Source organism: Kitasatospora cheerisanensis KCTC 2395, from assembly GCF_000696185.1.
Taxonomy (GTDB): domain Bacteria; phylum Actinomycetota; class Actinomycetes; order Streptomycetales; family Streptomycetaceae; genus Kitasatospora; species Kitasatospora cheerisanensis.
In genome coordinates this window covers 4,759,602-4,775,982 of the sequence record NZ_KK853997.1, presented here as the reverse complement: position 1 = coordinate 4,775,982, position 16,381 = coordinate 4,759,602, and the positions used below count along the sequence as shown (strand labels likewise).

Annotated in this window: 13 protein-coding genes and 1 pseudogene; 4 read left to right on the top strand and 10 right to left on the bottom strand. The window is 74.0% G+C overall.

Annotated features, from left to right (window positions below):
* The first annotated feature begins 85 nt into the window (after window positions 1-85).
* Complete coding sequence (locus tag KCH_RS42640) at window positions 86-1,069, top strand: hypothetical protein (protein WP_167574095.1); 984 nt, start codon at window positions 86-88, stop codon at window positions 1,067-1,069.
* A complete protein-coding gene (locus KCH_RS37665; RefSeq protein ID WP_051653319.1) occupies window positions 1,006-1,893 on the top strand; it encodes an FUSC family protein in 888 nt (295 codons plus the stop codon). Before KCH_RS42640 ends, KCH_RS37665 begins: the two co-directional genes overlap by 64 nt.
* A gap of 7 nt (window positions 1,894-1,900) precedes the next feature.
* On the opposite strand, the gene KCH_RS21725 is transcribed toward KCH_RS37665, so the two are convergent.
* The 8 genes from KCH_RS21725 to rsmI all read right to left on the bottom strand — a co-directional run bounded on the left by KCH_RS21725 (window position 1,901) and on the right by rsmI (window position 10,729).
* Window positions 1,901-3,712 carry an ABC-F family ATP-binding cassette domain-containing protein gene (locus KCH_RS21725; protein WP_035865339.1) on the bottom strand — a complete coding sequence of 604 codons (1,812 nt, stop codon included), beginning with the start codon at window positions 3,710-3,712 and terminating at the stop codon, window positions 1,901-1,903.
* Between the two features lie 101 nt (window positions 3,713-3,813).
* A complete protein-coding gene (locus tag KCH_RS21720; RefSeq protein ID WP_035865336.1) occupies window positions 3,814-4,800 on the bottom strand; it encodes an aldo/keto reductase in 987 nt (328 codons plus the stop codon).
* 77 nt (window positions 4,801-4,877) lie between these two features.
* On the bottom strand, window positions 4,878-5,804 hold the full coding sequence (locus KCH_RS21715; protein WP_035865335.1) for a 4-(cytidine 5'-diphospho)-2-C-methyl-D-erythritol kinase: 927 nt from the start codon (window positions 5,802-5,804) through the stop codon (window positions 4,878-4,880).
* Window positions 5,805-5,806: 2 nt separating this feature from the next.
* Entirely contained in the window at window positions 5,807-6,694 is an 888-nt protein-coding gene (rsmA, locus tag KCH_RS21710) for a 16S rRNA (adenine(1518)-N(6)/adenine(1519)-N(6))-dimethyltransferase RsmA (protein WP_035865333.1), read from the bottom strand.
* Between the two features lie 20 nt (window positions 6,695-6,714).
* Complete coding sequence (locus KCH_RS21705) at window positions 6,715-7,596, bottom strand: TatD family hydrolase (RefSeq protein ID WP_035865331.1); 882 nt, start codon at window positions 7,594-7,596, stop codon at window positions 6,715-6,717.
* Window positions 7,596-9,203: a methionine--tRNA ligase gene (metG, locus tag KCH_RS21700; RefSeq protein WP_035865329.1), complete on the bottom strand. Its 1,608-nt coding sequence runs from the start codon at window positions 9,201-9,203 to the stop codon at window positions 7,596-7,598. The genes KCH_RS21705 and metG overlap by 1 nt, the downstream gene beginning before the upstream one ends.
* A gap of 77 nt (window positions 9,204-9,280) precedes the next feature.
* Window positions 9,281-9,697 carry a hypothetical protein gene (locus tag KCH_RS43430; RefSeq protein WP_051653318.1) on the bottom strand — a complete coding sequence of 139 codons (417 nt, stop codon included), beginning with the start codon at window positions 9,695-9,697 and terminating at the stop codon, window positions 9,281-9,283.
* Between the two features lie 186 nt (window positions 9,698-9,883).
* Window positions 9,884-10,729, bottom strand: a complete 846-nt coding sequence (gene rsmI / locus KCH_RS21690) for a 16S rRNA (cytidine(1402)-2'-O)-methyltransferase (RefSeq protein WP_035865327.1) — start codon at window positions 10,727-10,729, stop codon at window positions 9,884-9,886.
* A 105-nt stretch (window positions 10,730-10,834) separates the two neighbouring features.
* Between rsmI and KCH_RS21685 the strand changes: the two genes are divergently transcribed.
* The gene (locus tag KCH_RS21685; protein WP_425268797.1) at window positions 10,835-12,655 is read left to right on the top strand and encodes a dolichyl-phosphate-mannose--protein mannosyltransferase; all 1,821 of its coding nucleotides are present in this window, start codon (window positions 10,835-10,837) and stop codon (window positions 12,653-12,655) included.
* A 129-nt stretch (window positions 12,656-12,784) separates the two neighbouring features.
* Complete coding sequence (locus tag KCH_RS21680; protein WP_035865321.1) at window positions 12,785-14,473, top strand: penicillin-binding transpeptidase domain-containing protein; 1,689 nt, start codon at window positions 12,785-12,787, stop codon at window positions 14,471-14,473.
* A gap of 40 nt (window positions 14,474-14,513) precedes the next feature.
* Here KCH_RS21680 and KCH_RS21675 read toward each other — a convergent pair whose 3' ends face one another.
* Both KCH_RS21675 and KCH_RS21670 read right to left on the bottom strand, forming a co-directional pair.
* A complete protein-coding gene (locus tag KCH_RS21675) occupies window positions 14,514-16,022 on the bottom strand; it encodes a N,N-dimethylformamidase beta subunit family domain-containing protein (protein ID WP_341865400.1) in 1,509 nt (502 codons plus the stop codon).
* Window positions 16,019-16,381 (bottom strand): annotated as a pseudogene (locus tag KCH_RS21670) (hypothetical protein); the annotation flags it as partial. The pseudogene KCH_RS21670 and the gene KCH_RS21675, both read right to left, overlap by 4 nt.

Genomic DNA, 16,381 nt, shown 5'->3' with positions numbered 1-16,381 from the left:
CCGCAGTCGTGCTTCCGGTGACCGTTCCGCCTGGTGGGCGCTGGCCCTGCGGCCGGCCCGACCCCCGGTGCCGTGGCGGCAGACCGTGCGGGCCGCGGTCGGGATGGCCGTGCCGCTGCTCGCCGGACTGCTGTTCGGCCGGCTCGACCTGGGGGTGTTCGCCGCCCTCGGCGCGATGCACGCCACCATGAACGACCGGGTGGAGCCGCTGCGGCTGCGCGCCCCGCGGATCGCGCTGGCGCTCGCCGCCTCCACCACCGGCATGCTGATCGGCGCCGAACTCCAGTACCGGGGCGCCGGCGGCCTGGAGATCGGCCTGGCGCTGACCCTGGTCGGCTTCGTCGGCGGCGCGCTCTCCGCGACCGGCCCGCGCGGCTCGGCGGCCGGAATGCTGCTGCTGGTGTCGGCCTCGCTGGGCGGCGGCATGGCGCTGCCGCACCCGTGGTGGACGGCGCCCGCGATGATGCCGTGCGGCGCGGCCCTGGTCCTGCTGCTCGGCCTGCGCTACCGCACCGACGTCCGGACCGACCCGCGCACCGTCGCCCTCGCCGACGTCTACCGGGCGCTCGGCGGCATGCTCGCCGCACTCGGCACCCCGGACGGGGCGGCGGCCCGCCGGGTGCTGACCGGCCGCCTCAACCAGATGCAGGACCTGCTGCCGCCGTCCCGCCCCGGCCGCCCCGAGTCCGAGCGGCTGCGCTGGCTGCGCCGCTCCTACGAGGCCGCGCTCGGCACCACCGAGGCCGCCGCCGGGCTGCTCTGGGCGTGGCGTCCGGTGCCGCCCGAGGTCGCGGCGTTCCCGGCCGCGCTGGCCCGGCAGATCACCGGCGGCCCCGCCCCCGACTACCCGGGCTGGCAGCCGGACACCCCGTCCCGGACGGCCTTCGACACCGCGCTGCGGGCCGCCGCCGACACCGTCTCCGGCCGCTGGGCGCCGCTGGACACCGCCGCCCGCCGCCGCCCGACCCGTGGCGGCTGCGGGCCCGGCTGCTGTCGCGCGGCTCGGTGCGCTACGGCCTGCGGGTCGCGCTGTGCGTGGCGGTCGCCGAGGCGGCCGTCAACGGGCTGACGCTGAGCCGCAGTTACTGGGTGCCGATGACGGTCGCGTTCGTCCTGAAGCCGGATCTCGGCTCGGTGTTCCAGCGGGCCGTCAGCCGGGCCCTGGGCACCGTGCTCGGGATCGCCGTCACCGCCGTCCTGCTGGCCCTGACCACCGACGCCCGGGCGCTGAGCGTGGTGGTCTCGCTGTGCGTGGCGCTGCTGCCGTACTCGACGGCCGCGCACTACGGGCTGAACACCGCCGTGATGACGCCGGTCGCGCTGATCCTGGTGCAGCTCGGCGGGGAGAGCGGCGCCGCCGAGTTCTGGCCGCGGATGCTGGACACCACGCTGGCCAGCGCCATCGTGCTGGTCTTCGGCTACCTGCTGTGGCCGGAGCGCCCGCCGCACCGGATCGAGCCCGGCATCGTCACCGCCGCCACCACCGTCCGCGCCTACCTGGCCGCGGTGGTCCGCGTCGAGCCCGTCGCCGAGGTGTGGCTGCGCCGCACCGCGTACCGGGCCCTCGCCGACGCCCGCCGGCAGGTCGAACTCGGCCTCGCCGAGCCGCCGCCCGCCGACCGGCTCGCCGAGCAGTGGCTGCCCGCCACCGCCGCCCTGGAGCGGCTGTCCGGCGCGGTCGCCGCCTACGCCGCCCAACTCCGGTACGGCGGCCGGGAACCCGAGCCGGAGGTCATCGACCGCGTCCTGCGCTCCCTCGACCGCCTCACCGGAGCCGCCCGCGCCCACCGCCCCCCGTCCGGCCGCGCGCCCCGCCCCACCGGCCCGCACGACCCGACCCGCAGCGCCCTGGCCCGCGCCGCCGACGAACTCGACCAGCTGCTGGCGGACTGACGTCCGGTCAGACCTGCTCGGCCAGCTCCAGCCAGGACATCTCCAGCTCCTCCTTGTCCTCGCGGACCTTGCGCAGCTGGGCGTCCAGTTCGGCGACCTTGGAGAAGTCGGCGGCGTGCTCGGCCAGTTGGGCGTGCAGCTTGGACTCCTGCTGGTCGAGCTTGGCGATCTGGCGCTCCAGCTTCTGCATCTCCTTCTTGGCGGCCCGCAGGTCGCCGCCCGACAGGCCGGACGGCTCGGCGGCGGCCGGGACCTGCGCGGCGGCGGTCGCGGCGGCGGCCTCGGCCATCGCGGTGCGGCGCTCCAGGTACTCGTCGACGCCGTTCGGGAGCATCCGCATCCGGCGGTCGCCGAGCAGCGCGTACGCGGTGTCGGTGGTCCGCTCGATGAAGAACCGGTCGTGGCTGATGACGACCATCGAGCCGGGCCAGCCGTCGAGCAGGTCCTCCAGCTGGTTGAGGGTCTCGATGTCAAGGTCGTTGGTCGGCTCGTCGAGGAACAGCACGTTCGGCTCGTCCATCAGCAGCCGGAGCAGCTGCAGGCGGCGGCGCTCGCCGCCGGACAGGTCGCCGACCGGCGTCCACTGCTTGTCCTTGCCGAAGCCGAACTGCTCGCACAGCTGGCCGGCGCTCATCTCCCGGCCCTTGCCGAGGTCGACCCGGCCACGGACCTGCTCGACCGCCTGCAGCACCCGGGTCTCCGGGTCCAGCTCGGCGACCTCCTGCGACAGGTACGCCAGCCGCACCGTCTTGCCGACCTTGATCACGCCGCCGGCCGGCTGCACGTCCCCGTCGGTCGCGTACGCGGCCTGCATCGCCCGCAGCAGCGAGGTCTTGCCCGCGCCGTTGACGCCCAGCAGGCCGATCCGGTCGCCCGGGCCGAGCTGCCAGGTCAGCCCCTCCAGCAGGAGCTTCTCGCCGGCCTTGACGGTCACGTCCTCCAGGTCGAAGACGGTCCGGCCCAGGCGCGCGTTGGCGAACTTCATCAGCTCGGACTTGTCGCGCGGCTCCGGCACGTCCGCGATCAGCGCGTTCGCCGCCTCGATCCGGTACCGCGGCTTCGAGGTCCGGGCCGGGGCGCCGCGGCGCAGCCACGCCAGCTCCTTGCGGGCCAGGTTCTGCCGCTTCTGCTCCTCCGTGGCCTCGATCCGGGAGCGCTCGGCGCGGGCGAACACGTAGTCCGAGTAGCCGCCCTCGTACTCCCGCACCTCGCCGCGCTGCACGTCCCACATCCGGGTGCAGACCTGGTCCAGGAACCACCGGTCGTGGGTGACGCAGACCAGTCCGGAGCGGCGGCCCTGCAGGTGCTTCGCCAGCCAGGCGATGCCCTCCACGTCCAGGTGGTTGGTGGGCTCGTCCAGCACGATCAGGTCCCACTCGCCGAGCAGCAGCTTCGCCAGCGCGATGCGCCGGCGCTCACCGCCCGACAGCGGTCCGATCACGGTGTCCAGGCCGTTCGCGAACCCCGGCAGGTCCAGGCCGCCGAACAGGCCCTGGACGATGTCCCGGATCCGGGCGTCGCCCAGCCACTCGTGGTCGGCGCGGTCCGCGATCACCTCGTGGCGGATGGTCGCCTCCGGGTCCAGCGAGTCGTGCTGCGTCAGCACGGCCAACTGCAGGCCGCCCGACCAGGTGATCCGCCCGCTGTCCGGCTCCTCCAGCTTCGCCAGCATCCGGATCAGCGTCGTCTTGCCGTCCCCGTTCCGGCCCACCACACCGATCCGGTCGCCCTCGCTGACGCCGAGGCTCACCCCGTCCAGCAGGGCCCTGGTGCCGTACACCTTGGTGACGGACTCGATGGTGGCGAGGTTGACGGCCACGAAGCTGCACTCCTGTGAGGAAGGGGGTGGAACAGTCCCAGCCTAGTGCTGCCGGGCGACCACCCCGGGGCGCGGGAGGTACCCCCACGCGCCCCCGGTGGTCACTTGGCGGCGTCGAGGACCGCCCGCTGCTCCGCCGTCAGCTCCAGGTCCAGCGCCGCCAGGCTCTCGTCGAGCTGGGCCACCGAGGACGCCCCCACCAGCGGGATCACCGGCAGCTCCCCGCCCAGCAGCCACGCCAGCACGACCTGGTTGCGGGTCGCGCCGGTCTCCTTCGCCACCGCGTCGAGCGCCGCCAGCCGCGCCGGGGTGCCCGCGTGGTCGAAGGACGGCCCGAGCGGCTTGTCGTCCCGGACGTAGCCGCCGCCGAGCAGCGGCGAGTACGCGACCAGCGTGAGCTCGGGGCTCTCCTTCAGGTACGTGATCAGGTCGCCCTGGACGGCGGCCTGGTCGCCGTCCTTGCACAGCAGGCCGGGCAGGTCGCCGCGGCGGCGCAGGTAGGTGTGGCCGTACTGGAGCACCTCGTAGCCGGGCAGTCCGGCCTGCGCGGCCAGGTTGCGGGCCCGCTCCACCCGCCAGGACCAGTGGTTGGAGACGCCGAGCAGTCCGACCGTCCCCTCGTTCACCAGCTCGCCGAACGCCCGCACCGTCTCGCCGAGCGGCACCTCGGTGTCCTCGACGTGCGCGTACAGCAGGTCCAGCTTCTCGACGCCCAGCCGCTTCCGGCTCGCCTCGGACGAGGTCCGGATCACCTCGGCGGACAGCCCCTCGCCGTTCTCGACGAACCCGGTGCCCGGGGCCTTCGGACGGGCGCCGAGCTTGGTGGCGATGACCACCTCGTCCGTGATCCCCCGGCTCGCCCGCCAGCGCCCGAGCACCTCCTCGCTCGCCCCGCCCTGGCTGTCGTCCTGCCAGTACGCGTAGTTGTTGGAGGTGTCGATGAACGTCCCGCCGGCCTCCACGTAGCGGTCCAGCACGGCGAACGAGGTGGCCTCGTCGGTGAGCGTGCCGAACAGCATCGCGCCGAGGCTCAGCACGCTGACCTCACGGCGCGTCCGCGGGTCCGTTCCAATGGTGCGCTTGCGCATCCGGGTTCCCCTCGTCTTCCGCGGCCCGCCCGGTGCGGGCCACGGAGAGGAGTCTGGAACCCGGAGCGCGCTCCAGGTCAAGCAGAGGTCTGAACCACCTGCGCGCCGGGGACCGGGCCGTGCGTGGCGTGCGCGGTGCGGCAGGTGCCGGAGGCGCGGAGGGCGGCGGCGATGTGGGCGGCGGCGTCGGCGTCCTTGGCCAGGAAGGCGCAGGTCGGGCCGGAGCCGGAGACCAGGGCGGCGAGGGCGCCGGCCTCGGTGCCGGCGTGCAGGGTGTCGGCCAGGGAGGGGCGCAGCGAGACGGCGGCGGCCTGCAGGTCGTTGCCGAGGGCGGCGGCCAGCGCGACGGGGTCGCCGCCGGCGAGCGCGGCGAGCAGCGCGGGGTCGGCATCGGGTTCCGGCACATCGGCAGCGGAGGACCCGAGACCGGACTCCTCGCGCAACCGGTCGCACTCGCGGTAGACGGCCGGCGTCGAGAGCCCCCCGTCGGCGACCGCGAACACCCAGTGGAAGGTCCCGGAGACGGGCAGCGCCTCCAGGATCTCGCCGCGCCCGCGGCCGAGGGCGACGCCGCCGAGCAGCGCGAACGGGACGTCGGAGCCGAGCTCGGCGGCCAGGTCGAGCAGGGTGTCCAGCGGGGTGCCGAGGCCCCACAGCGTGTCGCAGGCGAGCAGGGCGGCGGCCCCGTCCGCGCTGCCGCCGGCCATGCCGCCGGCCACCGGGATGGCCTTGGCGATGTGCAGGTGGACGCCGGGGTCGGGCAGGCCGTGGTGGGCGGCGAGCAGGCGGGCGGCGCGGGCGGCCAGGTTGCTGTCGTCGAGCGGGACGGCGTCCGCGTCGGGGCCGGTGCAGGTCAGGGTGACGCCCTCGCCGGGGGTGGCGGTGACCTCGTCGCCGAGGGCGACGGCGAAGAACACGTTCGCCAGGTCGTGGTAGCCGTCGGGGCGGACCCCGCCGACGCCGAGCTGGACGTTGACCTTGGCGGGTACGCGGACGGTGACCATCTCTACTGTTCCTCGGACTTCGGCTTCGGCTTGTGCTCGGCGATCGCGGCGAACTGTTCCACGGTCAGCATCTCGCCGCGCAGCGTGTGGTCGATGCCGGCGCCCCGCAGGGCCTCCTCGGCGGCGGCGGGCGAGCCGGCCCAGGACGCGAGCGCGGCCCGCAGGGTCTTGCGGCGCTGCGCGAACGCGGCGTCGACGACGGCGAACACCTCGCGGCGGGTGGCGGTGGTGGACGGCGGGTCGCGGCGGATCAGCGAGACCAGCCCGGAGTCGACGTTCGGCGCGGGCCAGAAGACGTTCCGCCCGATCGCGCCGGCCCGCTTCACGTCCGCGTACCAGTTGGCCTTCACGGACGGCACGCCGTACACCTTGTTGCCGGGCTTGGCGGCGAGCCGGTCGGCGACCTCGCTCTGCACCATCACCAGGGTGCGCTCGATGCTGGGGAAGGTCTCCAGCATGTGCAGCAGCACCGGCACGGCGACGTTGTACGGCAGGTTCGCCACCAGCGCGGTCGGCTCGGGGCCGGGCAGTTCGGTGACGTCCATGGCGTCGCTGAGCACCAGGTCGAAGTTCTCGGCCTTGCCGGGCATCCGGCCCTTGACGGTGTCCGGCAGGTGCCGGGCCAGCAGCGGGTCGATCTCCACGGCCGTGACGTGCCGCGCCACCTCCAGCAGCGCCAGCGTCAGCGACCCGAGCCCCGGCCCGACCTCGACCACCGCGTCCTGCTCCGTCACCTCCGCCGCCCGCACGATCCGCCGCACGGTGTTCCCGTCGATGACGAAGTTCTGCCCGCGCTGCTTGGTCGGCTTCACGCCGAACGCCTCGGCCAGCGCACGGATGTCGGCAGCCCCCAGCAGGTGGCCGTCGGAGGTGGGTTCGGTGGTGCTCACCCGCCAAGGATACGGGCCGATCAGTAGCCGAACGCCCGTGCCGTGTTGGCGGCGATCGCCGTGGCGAGTTCGTCCTCGCCGAGGTCCAGGTGGGCCGCCATCGCGCGGAGGGTGACCGGGATCAGGTAGGGGGCGTTGGGGCGGCCGCGGTAGGGGTGGGGGGTGAGGAAGGGGGCGTCGGTCTCGATCAGGACGCGGTCGAGGGGGGTGGCGGTGAGGGCCTCGCGGAGGGGGTGGTTGGCCTTGTAGGTGACGGGGCCGGCGAAGGAGAGGTACCAGCCGTGTTCGGCGCAGGTCCTGGCCATGGCGGCGTCGCCGGAGTAGCAGTGGAAGACCGTCCGCTCGGGGGCGCCCTCTTCGAGGAGGACGGCGATGACGTCCTCGTGGGCCTCGCGGTCGTGGATGACGAGGGCCTTGCCGTGGCGCTTGGCGATCTCGATGTGCCGGCGGAAGGACTCCTTCTGCAGGTCGACGCCTTCGGGGCCGGTGCGGAAGTAGTCGAGTCCGGTCTCGCCGACGGCGAGGACCTGCGGGAGCGCGGCGAGCCGGTCGATCTCGGCGAGGGCCTCGTCGAGGGCGGTCCGCCCGCCGGGGGAGCGCCGCTGCCCGGACCATCCGTCGGGGTCGCCGAGGAAGATCCGCGGGGCCTCGTTGGGGTGCAGGGCGACGGCGGCGTGCACCTGCTCGTACTCGGCGGCGAGGTTCGCGGCCCACTGCGAACCGGGGACGTCGCAGCCGACCTGGACGACGGTGGTGACGCCGACGGACGCGGCGCGGGCCAGCCCTTCGGCGGGGGTGCCGGACTGCATGTCGAGGTGGGTGTGCGAGTCGGCGACCGGGACGGCGAGCGGCTCGGGGAGCGGCGGCGGGGTGGAGCGGTCGTCGTTCTTCTTGGCGGCCATCAGGAGGCGTTCTTCTCTTCCAGGCGGGGGAACAGGATGTCGCCCTTGGTGACGGCGGCGCCGGCGGGCAGGCGTCCCCAGTCGGCGACGTCGGCGAGGCGCTGGTCGGCGAGCGCGCCGAGGGCGGGTTCGGCGCCGAGGGAGTCCCAGAGTTTCGCGGCGGCGCCGGGCATGACGGGGTTGAGCAGGACGGCGGTGGCCCGGAGGGCTTCGGCGGCGGTGTACAGGACGGTGGCGAGCCGGGCCCGGGCCTCGTCGGTGTCGGTCTTCGCGGTCTTCCAGGGCTGCTGTTCGGTCAGGTAGCCGTTGACCGCCTTGACGAACTCGAAGACCGCGGCGAGGCCGCCGGCGAAGTCGAGTTCCTCGCCGATCCTCCGGTCGGCCTCGGCGGCGGCCCGGGCCAGCGCGTCGGCGACGGCCTGTTCGGCGGGGCCGTGGGCGGTGGCGGCGGGCAGCACCCCGCCGTGGTACTTGCCGATCATCGCGGCGACCCGGGAGGCCAGGTTGCCGAAGTCGTTGGCGAGTTCGGAGGTGTAGCGGGCGGTGAAGTCCTCCCAGGAGAACGAGCCGTCGGTGCCGTACGGGATGGCCCGCAGGAAGTAGTACCGGTACGCGTCGACGCCGAAGTGGGCGGTGAGGTCGGTGGGCGCGATGCCGGTCAGGTTGGACTTGGACATCTTCTCGCCGCCGACCATCAGCCAGCCGTTGGCGACGACCCGGCGGGGCAGCGGCAGTCCGGCGGCCATCAGCATGGCGGGCCAGATGACGGCATGGAAGCGCAGGATGTCCTTGCCGACCAGGTGCACGGAGGCGGGCCAGAGCCGGGCGAAGCGCTCGGGGTCGGCGCCGTAGCCGGCGGCGGTGATGTAGTTCTGCAGGGCGTCCACCCACACGTACAGCACGTGCTTGTCGTCCCAGGGCAGCGGGACGCCCCAGTCGAAGGTGGAGCGGGAGATCGACAGGTCCTTGAGGTCCTGCTCGACGAAGCGGAGCACCTCGTTGCGGGCGGCGGCGGGCTGGATGAAGTCCGGGTTGGCGGCGTAGAACTCCAGCAGCTTCGGCCGGTAGGAGGAGAGGCGGAAGAACCAGTTCTCCTCCTCCAGCCATTCGACGGGGCGCTTGTGGATCGGGCAGAGCTTCTCGTCCTCGGTGGCGCCGGGGAGCAGTTCGCCGGGGAGCTTGTACTCCTCGCAGCCGACGCAGTAGAGGCCGGTGTAGCTGCCCCGGTAGATCTCGCCCTTGTCGTGCAGGTCCTGGACGAACTCCTGGACCCGCGCGGTGTGCCGGGCCTCGGTGGTGCGGATGAAGTCGTCGTTGGCGATCCGCAGGTGCTCCCAGAGCGGCTTCCAGGCCTCTTCGACCAGCTTGTCGCACCACTCCTGCGGGGTGACGCCGTGCGCCTCGGCGGTGCGCAGGATCTTCTGGCCGTGCTCGTCGGTGCCGGTGAGGTACCAGACGTCCTCGCCGCGCTGGCGGTGCCAGCGGGTCAGCACGTCGCCGGCGACGGTGGTGTACGCGTGGCCGAGGTGGGGCCGGTCGTTGACGTAGTAGATCGGGGTGGTGACGTAGTACGCGCCGGTACGGGGGTGCTCTGCCAGGGCCGCCATAGCGGGGAATCCTAGTCGGAGCGCGGGGCCGCCCCGGGCCGCGGCGGCGGTCCGGGCCGGCCGGGCGCCGGGGCCGGTCAGCCGGCCCGGCGGAGGCGGAACGGCCAGCGGCCGCGCCGCGCGGCGGCGGTGACGGGCTGGACGGGGTCGGCCGGTTCGGCGGTGGGCGCGTAGCCGGGGGCGATGTTGGCGGCCACGCCGGCCACCCGCCCGGCCCGCATGATCCGGACCCGCTCGCCGCCGCAGCCGGGGCAGACCAGCTCGCGCAGCGGGGACGGGACGCGGACCCCGTTCGCCTTGTACTCGATCACGGTGCGGCCGTCGCGGCCGGTGTGGTGCTCGATGTCGTACGCCTGCTCCCAGCCGTAGCCGCAGTTGAGGCAGACGAAGGAGTAGGCCTCGCGGACCGTCTCCACGGGGATGCGCGCCCGGGTGGTCAGGCCGAGGCCGGTGGGTGCTCCGCCGTTCAGGGGGCTGTCGATCGTGTCGCTCATGCGCCACCTCGCTTCGCTCGGAGCCCGTCGCCGGACCTGGCGGCCCGGCGCGGGTCTTTCCATCCCAGGGAATGCCCGGGAGGGTCCGTCCGATGCCCGGCTTGCCAAGTCTTGGTTCCGAATTGGCCCTCCGCTGGGGTGCTCATTCCAACGTACGACCGTTTCCGGCCACGGGCACCCAACCGGTCAGCCGGCGTGCTTGGCGGCCACCACGGCGTCGAAGACGATCGACTTGCGCAGGCCCAGCTCGGCGGCGACCGCGGCGATCGCCTCCTTGCGGCGCTCGCCGGCCTCCTCGCGGACGGCCACGAGGCGGGCCAGCTCGGCGGGGCCGACCTCCTCGGGGGCGGCGGGCGGGGCGCCGGCCACCACGACGGTGATCTCGCCCTTGACGCCGTCGGCGGCCCAGGCGGCGAGCTCGGCGAGCGGGCCGCGCCTGACCTCCTCGTAGGTCTTGGTGAGTTCGCGGCAGACCGCGGCGGGCCGGTCGGCGCCGAAGGCGTCGGCCATCGCGGCGAGGGTCTCGGCGATCCGGTGCGGGGCCTCGAAGAAGACCATGGTGCGCGGCTCGGCGGCGATCTGGGCGAGCTGCCGGGAGCGGTCGCCGGCCTTGCGGGGCAGGAAGCCCTCGAAGGTGAACCGGTCGACCGGCAGCGCGGACAGCGCCAGCGCGGTGAGGACGGCGGACGGGCCGGGCACGGCGGTCACCTTGAGCCCGGCGGCGACCGCGGCGTCCACCAGCCGGTAGCCGGGGTCGGAGACCGAGGGCATGCCGGCGTCGGTGACCAGCAGCACCCGGGCGCCGCCCTGGAGCGCGGCGACCAGTTCGGGGGTGCGGGCGACCTCGTTGCCCTCGAAGTAGGACACCACCCGGCCGGTCGGCGTCACGCCGAGCGCCTGGGTCAGCCGGCGCAGCCGCCGGGTGTCCTCGGCCGCGATCACGTCCGCCTCGGCGAGTTCGGCGCGCAGTCGGGGCGGCGCGTCCTCGACGTCGCCGATGGGGGTACCTGCCAGTACGAGAACACCAGTCACGGGACCATCCTCCCCTACCGGCGGGGGTCCTCACCGGGACGGACGCGACACGGGGCGGCGCGGGCGGTGCGGGGACCCCTTGTGACTTCCGCCATTGCCCCTACGATGTGGCCCGTGAACGGCGACATGGACAGTGGTATGGACCACCCCGAGCGGGGCGGCGTGACCGTGCTGGAATCGGCCGATCCGGCCGCCGTTCCGGGGCCGCGCGCGGAGCCCGAACCGGCCTCCCGGTGGGCCCGGGCGCTGTCCGGCGCGGGCTACCGCGCCCCGCGGCGCACGCCGCTGGACGAGCAGCTGGTGCCCCCGATGCCGGACGGCCCGGGCGTCACCCCGGAGCTGGTCCCGCCGTCGCCGCTGCTGTCGCGGCTCGGCCTCCGGCTGCCGGACGCGCTCTGGTCCTGGCTGTGCCGCTGGTCGGGCTGGCTCGGCCCGGTCGCGGTCGCGGCCTTCGCCGGCGTGCTGCGCTTCGTCAACCTGGGCGGGCCGCACGCGCTGATCTTCGACGAGACGTACTACGCGAAGGACGCGTACGCGCTCTGGAGGACCGGCTACGAGACCAACTGGTCCGACGACGCCAACAACCTGATCACCGGGGCGGATCCGAGCGTCCCGTTCCGCACCGATCCGGCGTACATCGTGCACCCGCCGGTCGGCAAGTGGATCATCGGGCTGGGCGAGCAGCTGTACGGGATGAACCCGTTCGGCTGGCGGTTCATGATGGCGGTGCTCGGCACCCTGTCGGTGCTGATGCTGGCCCGGATCGGGCGGCGGCTGTTCCGCTCCACCCTGCTGGGCTGCGTGGCGGGCCTGCTGCTGTCGGTCGACGGCCTGCACTTCGTGCTGAGCCGCACCGCGATCCTCGACCTGATCGTCATGTTCTGGTTCCTCGCCGCGTTCGGCCTGCTGCTGATCGACCGGGACCGCACCCGGGCGCTGCTCGCGAAGCGGCTGGACGCCGGGCCGGGCGCCGGCTGGTGGCACCTCGGCTGGCGGCCGTACCGGCTGGCGGCGGGCGTCAGCCTCGGCCTGATGATGGGCACCAAGTGGAGCGGCGGCCCGGCGATCGCCGCGTTCGTGCTGCTCACCGCGTTCTGGGACTCCTCGGCGCGCCGGCTGGCCGGCCGGATGCGGACCGCCGACGGGCAGCCGCTGCGCGAGGGCGCGCGGGCGCTGCGGTACTGCTGGGACTTCGTCTGGTCCGGGCTCAGCATCGGCCTGACCGCGCTGGCCACCTACCTGGTCACCTGGACCGGCTGGCTGCTGTCCTCGACGGAGCCCGGCAAGGGCGGCTACTTCCGCGACTGGGCGGTGCAGAACCCGGGCGGCTTCGGGCCGGACTGGCTGCGCAGCCTGTGGCACTACCACTACACGATGTGGGACTTCCACACCCACCTGCACAGCCCGCACACCTACCAGTCCAACCCGTGGAGCTGGCTGGTCCTGGGCCGCCCGGTGTCGTTCTTCTACGAGTCGCCGAAGAACGGCCAGGCCGGCTGCACCACCGCCGACTGCGCCCGCGAGGTGCTGGCGATCGGCACCCCGCTGCTGTGGTGGGCGGGCATCGCGGCGCTGCTGTACTGCCTGTACCGCTGGGTGATGCGCCGCGACTGGCGGGCCGGGGCGCTGCTGAGCGGCGTGGTGGCCGGCTACCTGCCCTGGTTCATGTACCAGGAGCGGACGATCTTCCTGTTCTACGCGGTGTGCTTCGTGCCGTTCATGGTGCTGGCGGTGACGATGATGATCGGCGCGATGCTGGGCCCGGCCGACGCCTCGGCGGACCGGCGGCTGGCGGGGACCACGGCGGCGGGCCTGCTGGTCACGGCGATCATGTGGAACTTCCTGTACTTCTATCCGATCCTCACCGGCCAGACGATCCCGATGTCGGACTGGAACGGCCGGATGTGGCTCAGCACCTGGATCTGATCCGAACCGGGGAGCGTGTACCGGATCTGTCACAAACGGGCGGCGTGTCGTGAGTGCACGGATGGTATCTGCCTATGGTGTCGTGGCCGCTGGTTCCTGGCGGACACGACACCCACGGGGGGACTTCAGGTGAACAAGGGCGCGAAGATCGGCATCGCCTCGGTCGCCGCTGCAATGCTCCTGGCCGGCGGCTACGGCGCCTACGCCCTGGTCTCCGGCGACTCCGGGAGCAAGGAGGCGGCCAAGCCGCGCACCGTGGTCGCCGAGCCTCCCAGCCCGGAGCTGGCCGCGTCCGGCGCCAAGGCGTTCCTGGACGCCTGGGCCAAGGGCGACCTGTTCGCCGCCGCCAAGCTGACCGACGCCCCGGACAAGGCGCAGGCCGCGCTGCAGGCGTTCCAGGACAACGTGAAGCCCACGGCCGTCCACCTCACGGTCGGCGGCCCGACCACCGCGCCCAGCCCGGCCGCCTCCAAGTCGGCCGCCGCCGGCGCCTCGGCCTCCGCGTCGTCGACGGCGGCCCCGGCGCCCACCGGGGTGCTGGAGGGCTTCAAGGCCTCGCTGGAGTTCGCCGAGACCGGCACCCCGTGGAACTACGACGGCGTGCTCGGGGTGGTGAAGATGAGCGACGGCACCGCCGCCGTGCACTGGGCGCCCACCGTGATCCACCCGAAGCTGGACGCCAACGAGACCATCGGCGTCAAGCCGGTGTTCGCCGCGCCGGCCGCCGTCACCGACCGCAAGGGCAGGCCGCTGGCCGGGTACGCCTCGCTGACCGGCCTGCTCAACCAGCTGAAGGCCGCCGCCCCGCAGGGCGGCAGCCCGGAGGACGCGGGCAGTGCCGTGGTGGTCTCCCCGGCGTCCGGCAACGGGGCCGCCGAGAAGCTGTTCACGCTGAAGGAGCCCAAGCCGGTCGCGAACCTGAAGCTGACCCTGGACGCGGACCTGCAGGCGGCCGCCGAGGCCGCGGTCTCCGCCCAGGGAAAGCCGGGCTCGCTGGTGGCGATCGAGCCCAGCAGCGGCGGCATCCTGGCCTACGCCTTCTCCCCCTCGACCGGCCAGAACCGGGCGTTCTCCGGGGCGACCGCGCCCGGCTCCACCATGAAGGTGCTGACCGCCGCCGCGCTGCTGGAGGCCGGCGTCACGCCGAGCACCCCGATGCCCTGCCCGGAGACCACCATGGTCACCGGCAAGTCCATCGGCAACGACTTCAAGGGCGCGCACCCCGAGTACACGCTCACCGACGCGTTCATCAACTCCTGCAACACCTCGTTCATCGAGAAGGGCAAGGACGTCCTCAAGGCGAACAGCCTGCCCTCGCTCGCCAAGGACGTGTTCGGGCTCGGCCTGGTCTGGCAGACCGGCCTGTCGAACTTCGACACCGACATCCCGGTCGAGGGCAACATGGCGGGCGCGGCCAGCGAGTTCATCGGCCAGGGCAAGGTCCGGGCCAACCCGCTGGGCATGGCGTCGATCGCCGCGACCGTGCAGTCCGGGACGTTCCGGCAGCCGATCCTGGTGCCCGGCATGAAGCAGGTGAAGGCGGCCCGCTCGCTCTCCCCGCAGGTGCTGTCCAGCCTGCAGTCGCTGATGGTGCAGACGGTGAAGTCCGGCACCGCCGCGGCGGTCTCGCCGGCCCTGCCCGCCGGGTCCGGCGCGAAGACCGGCACCGCCGAGGTCGACAACACCACCGACGCGAACTCCTGGTTCACCGCCTACTCGGGCGACCTGGCGGTCGCCGCCGAGTTCCAGGGCGCCGGCCACGGCTCCGCGGCGGCCGGCCCGGCCGCGTCCAAGGTGCTGCGGGTCGGCAACCACTGACGCCCCCTCGGGAGCGGCGGGCCCCGCCCGCCGCTCCGTCCTACTGGGCGAAGCGGCGCAGCAGGTTCTCCGTCACCCGCCGGGTGAACGCGCCCGCCCGGCCGTCGATGCCGTGGATCGCGCTGCCGCCGGCCGGCCCGGTCGCCTCCAGGGACTCCACCCACCGCATGGTGCCGGTGGCGAACACCAGCGCGCCGCTGCCTGCCGTGTACAGCGCGGTGTCGGCGAACGAGTGCCGGCCGTCGCAGACCACCGGGGAGTGCGAGAGCACCTCGATGCCGTGCGGGGTCGGGTACGACGGGTTGACCCGGTCGTACTCCACGCCCACCAGGTGCGGGAAGCTGTCGCCGGCCTTCGCGCCGGTGCCCGCGAACAGCCAGTGGCCGGGATCGGTGACCACGTACGGGGCGTCCACCGGGTAGCCGTCGTAGATCACGCCGAGCAGCGAGGACTCCGGGTCGGCGCCGGGCGGGGAGCGGAAGTCGGTGGTCGCCGGGTGCCCGGCCCGGTAGCCGGGGTCGTCCTTCCAGGAGCCCTTCCAGCACACCACGGTGCGGTCGGGGCCGGTCGGCGACGGCTCGTAACGCACCCGCCGGAAGCAGCAGTTGGCGCCCAGGATGGCCAGGTGGGTGCCGGCGTCGCGGGCCGCGGTGATGTGCGCGCGCTGCTCGGGCGACCAGTACTCGTCGTGGCCGAGCGACAGCACTGCCTTCGCGCCGTGCAGCAGCTCCGGGTCGGCGGCGACGTCGATGCAGGTGGCGTACGACAGCGGGACGCCGAGCCGCTCGGCGAGCGCGACCAGCGGCGCCTCGTAGACCAGGAACAGGCCCGCCCCGTCGTCGTACTGGTACGGCCGGTCGAAGCTGACCTGCAGCGAGCGGGTCGGCAGGCCGCCGGTCGGGCCGTTGTACAGGTTGTAGCCGCCCCACTCGTTGTAGGCCTGCCAGGTGGCGACCGCGTTCACCACCACGACGGTGCCGGCGGTGCTGCGCGAACGCACCGTCAGCGGCACGTACCGCTGCCCGGCGCCGCCCTCCGCGTCCAGCCGCAGCAGGTAGCAGCCGGCCGGCCAGCCGGTGGTGTCCACGGCGGTGGTGCGCGGCCAGACGGTGATCACGGTGCGGGTGGGCTGCTCGACGGTGAACGGCTGCTGCCTGCTGCCGGGCACCCGCTCCGACTTCCACACCTGCCGGGCGCGCGCGCCGCCGTACCAGCCCATCCGGTAGGCGGTGACGGTGAAGCCCGGCGCGGTGGTGGAGACGTGCAGGCCGACCTGCTCGCCGGGCAGCACGCTGGTCCGGTCCGCCCAGCCCTCGATGGCGGCGGCCGGGCCGGCGTTGGTGATCGCCCAGTCGGCGTTGCCGGGCTTGGCGTTCTCGGCCGCGGTGGCCGACGGCGCGGGGCTCGGCGTGGCGGCCCCGCCGGTGCCGGGCGCGGGTGCGACGGCGCTGCCGGTGCCGGGGCGGCCCGGGCCGCAGGCGGTCAGCGAGGCGGCCGCGCCGGCGGCCAGGCCGAGGAACCGGCGTCGTCCGGTGGCGCCCAAGGTCACTCCCGTGTTCGTACGCTGTCCCCGGACACGATAGGCACTGCCGCGGGTCGACGGTGCGTCGGCCTCGGCGGCGGCACCGGAACCGGCCGTCCGGGCGCGGCCGCCAGCCGCGGCCACAGCACCAGCACCGCGGGCAGCGCCAGGTAGCCGAACCGGCCCGCGGGGGCCAGCGCGAACGCCACCGTCAGGCCCGCCGCCAGCAGGTCGCAGGCGGCGACGGCGGTGGCCGGCGGGTGCGCGAGCAGCCACAGCGCGACGGCCAGCGCGCCGACGCACAGCAGGGTCAGCGACAGCGTGCGGCCCAGCGGGCCGAACCCGGCCAGCACCGTGCCCGGCAGCGGGCTGCCGGCCGGCGTGCG